The sequence below is a fragment of the Williamsia sp. genome, assembly GCF_036566845.1.
Classification (GTDB): Bacteria; Actinomycetota; Actinomycetes; order Mycobacteriales; family Mycobacteriaceae; genus Williamsia.
Window position 1 is genome coordinate 1 of record NZ_DATCVM010000076.1, and the last position, 3,749, is coordinate 3,749.

Annotated in this window: 3 protein-coding genes; all 3 read left to right on the top strand. The window is 63.4% G+C overall.

All coding sequences use genetic code 11. The annotated features are described in order from the left end of the window. A partial coding sequence (locus VIQ49_RS06410) for an ATP/GTP-binding protein (protein WP_331882179.1) occupies positions 1-1,774 on the top strand: 1,774 nt, incomplete at its 5' end. Next, positions 1,771-2,070, top strand: a complete 300-nt coding sequence (locus VIQ49_RS06415; protein ID WP_331882182.1) for a transposase — start codon at positions 1,771-1,773, stop codon at positions 2,068-2,070. The genes VIQ49_RS06410 and VIQ49_RS06415, both read left to right, overlap by 4 nt. Continuing rightward, complete coding sequence (locus VIQ49_RS06420) at positions 2,067-3,719, top strand: M23 family metallopeptidase (RefSeq protein ID WP_331882184.1); 1,653 nt, start codon at positions 2,067-2,069, stop codon at positions 3,717-3,719. The genes VIQ49_RS06415 and VIQ49_RS06420 overlap by 4 nt, the downstream gene beginning before the upstream one ends. Positions 3,720-3,749: the final 30 nt, after the last annotated feature.

Sequence of the window (3,749 nt, forward strand, 5' to 3'; positions counted from 1 at the left end):
CGGCAAGTGGGAATTCGCCGAACTCGAGACCCTTGCCGAAGCGATCGACAACGGGTCGGTGTCAGCTCCGTTCCCGCTCACGCACAAGGCTCGTGCGCTCAAGAAATGGCGCAAGGCCAACGAGGAGCGCGACGACGCCGAAGACGAGAGTCCTGACCCGTCCTGGCGGCGGGCGTACCGCACACTGCCTCGGCGTGGGTTCCGCGACAGCTACCTCAGCAGTGACGGCGGCGGCGCGATGGAGACCGTGCTCGCCCCGATCGAGTACCAGGTCAGCACCATGCACGCGTGCGGACTCAACCCGTGGATGATCGGCGCAACTGCGCCCACCCTCGGGACCCCGATCGGAATGCACCAGCGCACCGGGGATTCCGCGTCCTGCGATGTACTGACGTGGTTCGCCGAAGGACTGATCACCAACCCATCTGCGTTCCTGCTTTCACTACCTGCTCTGGGCAAGTCCTCGTTCATTCGCAAGATGTTCGTCGGCGCGGTCGCCCGGAATCAGTGCCCGATTGTCGCCGGCGACATGAAGGGCGAGTACGTCGGCGCCACGCAGGCGATGGGCGGTCAGGTCATCACTCTCGGCCACGGCAAGGGTCATCTCAACCCACTCTCGGCCGGCGCGATGGGCGCGGTTCTCCCGCGTCTCGAGCAGCATCTCGCTCGACTGCGCGCCGCAGAGGAGAGGGCCGCTGTCACCGGTGAACTGTTGCCTGCGATCGACCCGTTCACCGGCCGCGATCGAGTCAGTGCCGCGCACATCGAGGAACTGATCGAAGAAACGAAGTTGGTCGTACATTCACGCCAACTCCAGATGATCACCGCGTTGATCGAACTGATCCGCCAGGATCCGATCGAGGACTACGAGAGTTCGCTGCTTTCGCGGGCTTTGCGGGAGTTGCGGGAGGGCGGCGAGTTCTCGTTCGTCGATCCGCCGCTGGTCAGACACCTCGCGGCGAAGATCATCGAGGGCTCCGAGCGTCTGCGCAAGGTGGTCTTCGCGCAGTCCGAGGATCACTACATCACGATCATCACGCGCCTGGTGCAGTCCCTCGAAGCATTGCTCGACGGACCGCTCGGCGACATCTTCGCCGACCACACGAGCGTGCCACTGGATCTGGATTCGACGGCGATCTGCATCGATGTCTCCGCCATCACCCGCGGTGACCAGAAGCTCAAGGCCGCGGTCATGCTCAGCTGCTGGTCCGACGCCTACGGGTCGATGGAGGCCGCGCATCTGCTCGCCGATGCCGGTCTCGAACCGCAGAAGTACTTCCTCGCGATCTTGGACGAGCTGTGGCAGGTCCTCGGTGCCGGCGCTGGAATGGTCAATCGCATCGACGAACTCACCAGGCTCAACCGCAGTGACGGAACAGGCCTGCTTCAAATCACGCACACCGGCCGCGACCTCGAGACACTGCCGACCGAAGTGGACGTCAAGATCGCCAAGGGCTTCATCGAACGATCCGGAATGGTCATCTGCGGCGGACTACCTGCCGGTGAGCTCGATCGACTCTCCGACGTTCTCCAATTCACGTCCGCCGAGCGGGCAATGATCACCTCGTGGTCACGCGGCGCTCCGATGCGCCGTACCCGCCGTGGTCCGCGTCGCAACCCGCCGGGTCTGGGCAAGTTCATGATCAAGATCGCCAAGGACAATGTTCCGGGAATCCCGGTGCAGACCGTGTTCACGCAAACCGAAATAGATCTGAAACTGCACGACACCAACTCTCGCTTCAACGAGCTGTTCGAACTCGAAGGTGTGGCGTGAGTAGCCGGTACGGGGACGAGACCCGTGCATGGGCGGAGAAGACGTTCGAAGAAACACGACACCAGTACAACTCGCGCCTCGAATGCTGCCAGGCGATCGCAAAATCGTTGGGCGCGCATGTCAATACGGTCTCGCGCTGGATCGGCGAAAGTCATGGACCGGCACGGCAGGCACCACCGGAAGAAGTGAGCGCCAGGATGCGCGCACTGGAAGAGGAAGTGGCGCGGCTGCGACGTCAGAACCATGATCTGGCTTCCAGTCGTGGATTCACCGCCGGGAAGCTGGGGCTGGCGTGAAAAAGGGACTCGCTGCGGCGTTGGTACTGATCCTTCCGATTCTCGTGGTGGTCTTCATCGCGACCTCGGAGGAGCCGAAGTCGACGGACTGCGTACCTAAGGGCAGCGGTCCGGGTTCGTCTGTGGCGCAGGGAGTCCCGGCAGGTTCGATGTCGAAGCCGATGCGTTCTTCGGATGGTCAACTGACCTCGGGGTGGCGCACTCCGGATCGTCCGAACCACAAGGGTGATGACATTGCAGGTCCGGTCGGTGCACCGATTTTCGCCCTCGCGGACGGCGTGGTCGTCGCGGCAGGGGAGGCGTCGGGGTTCGGCCAGTGGATCGTGATCGACCACCAGATGGACGGGAAGATGTTCTCGTCCGTCTATGGGCATATGTTCGAGGATGGGGTACTCGTCAAGAGCGGTGACCAGGTCAAAGCCGGTCAGCACATCGCCAACGAAGGCTACAACGGCGAGGTCTCTCCTCCCGGTCCCGGCGGCGCTCATCTGCATTTCGAGGTGTGGGAGGGCGGCAAGCTCACCGGTGGCCACGACGTAGATCCGATGCCGTACTACCAAGCGGCTGCCGAACCTGGCAGCGCTGATTCTGCCCCCACTGCGCCGACACCGGATCCATCGGTTCCCGCGACTCCTTCTGCGCCGTCGGGTGCGGAGATGGCGGCACTACCGGCGAATGTCGGGACGGAAGAACATTGGCAGGTCGACACAGTCCGTATCGCTCGGGCCGTGTATGCGAAGTTTCCGCAGCTGACGACTATCGGCGGGTGGCGTCCGGTCGACGATTACCCCGATCATCCGTCTGGACGTGCTGCCGACATCATGATCGACGACTACTCCAGCGACGAGGGCCGCAAGCTCGGTGACGCGGTCAAGGACTATTTGTGGGCGAATCGCGAGTATTTCCAGATCGAGTACATGATCTGGCGCCAGGAATACATTCCCTCGACCGGCACGCCGAACATCATGGACGACAGGGGCAGCCCGACACAGAATCACTTCGACCACGTCCACGTGACCACGATCGGGCACGGTACGCCACCGGATGGTCAGAGCTACGGACCTGCCCCGGATGTGGACGGCTCCACCGCGCCGAAGGCTTCGGGTGATTGCACGATCGGCGGCGCGAACCTCGGTGACGCGGGCGCAGACCTCGCCGCCGGAACGGTGCCACCAGGATTCGAGAAGTGGCTGGTCATCAGCGCAAGGCAATGCACGGAAATCACGCCAGTTCTCCTGTCAGGTCAGCTAGAACAGGAATCGGGTTGGCGCCCCGGCCAGGTCAGCCCCAAGCAGGCTATGGGGTACACGCAGTTCATCCCCGAGACCTGGGCGGCGTTCGGATATCCGGTCGACGAGAACGGCAACCCGAACGGGCCGGCCGGGGCGGGGGATCCGAACAACATCGCCGATGCGGTGATGGCCCAGGGCGCCTACGACTGCTACGTCGCCGACTACCTGCGCCCCCTGCACGAAAGCGGGCAGGTCACAGGCGACCCGATCGACACCATGCTCGCCGGATACAACGCCGGCCCCGGTGCGGTCGAGCAGTTCGGCGGAATCCCGCCGTACGCCGAAACCCAGGCCTACGTCGTCGACATCAAAGAACGCATGACCCGCTACGACGCTGCCCTCGCGGGCAAGAACTAGGAGAGATCCACGATGAGAGAGAACAAAGGC